Below are 705 nucleotides of genomic sequence, written 5' to 3' on the forward strand. Positions count from 1 at the left end.
GGGATAGGTGGTATAGAATGCCGCAGCAAATGCCGAGGCAATGCCCCAGAATAACGCGGCAGGAGAGATCGATAATGACGTCGGATTACCGTGTGTCACCAGTAAAAAAGTCCCGACCAGCGATGTCAAAATAGCGCAAAAAACCAGAATGCCCGGGCGCGATTTACGTACCAGTGAGAACCAGGCGACGATAATCGTCGGTGAGAGGAATTGCAGCACCGTTGCCGTGGCTGCGTTCGATTTTTCGATGGTTAGCAAAAAAGTGAGCTGTACGGTTAGCGCGCCAACCACGGAAAAAATCAGCAGACTAATGGCATCTTTGTGATTGTTAATAATAGAAAAGATTTTATCGCCATGAACAAATGACAGCGTCAGCAGAATCAAACCGGCGAATATCAAACGCGTCATAGTCAAAAACTGCGACGACATCTGGCTTTGCTCCATGATGTATTGCGCGCAGACCCCTGAACTTCCCCACAACACGGCGGCAATCAGAACGATCAGCATCCCCTATCTGGTGGAACCCATTTTTCACTCTGCATACTGTTTTGTCGTTTATGTATGCAGGCATGATAGCAAAAATGGCGAGGATGGCTCTGTTTGCGCCACGCCGATTTTTCTTAGCCCAGACTGGTGAGCTAAATATCTTTAATAAACAGCAGGCAAATCATCGCAATACCCAACATCCCTATCGCCAGCCAGAAC

At 48.1% G+C, this 705-nt stretch carries 1 protein-coding gene and 1 pseudogene; one reads left to right on the forward strand and one right to left on the reverse strand.

Annotated elements, in window-relative coordinates:
• Window positions 1–74: 74 nt before the first annotated feature.
• Window positions 75–134 (forward strand): hypothetical protein, encoded by a 60-nt coding sequence (locus AC5O77_RS21805; protein WP_494507179.1) that lies wholly within the window; start codon window positions 75–77, stop codon window positions 132–134.
• A gap of 22 nt (window positions 135–156) precedes the next feature.
• Here the strand turns inward: AC5O77_RS21805 and AC5O77_RS21810 are convergent.
• A pseudogene (locus AC5O77_RS21810) lies at window positions 157–507 on the reverse strand (DMT family transporter); the annotation flags it as partial.
• Between the last annotated feature and the right edge of the window lie 198 nt (window positions 508–705).

Source organism: Stenotrophomonas sp. INTA L402-1 (assembly GCF_059295135.1).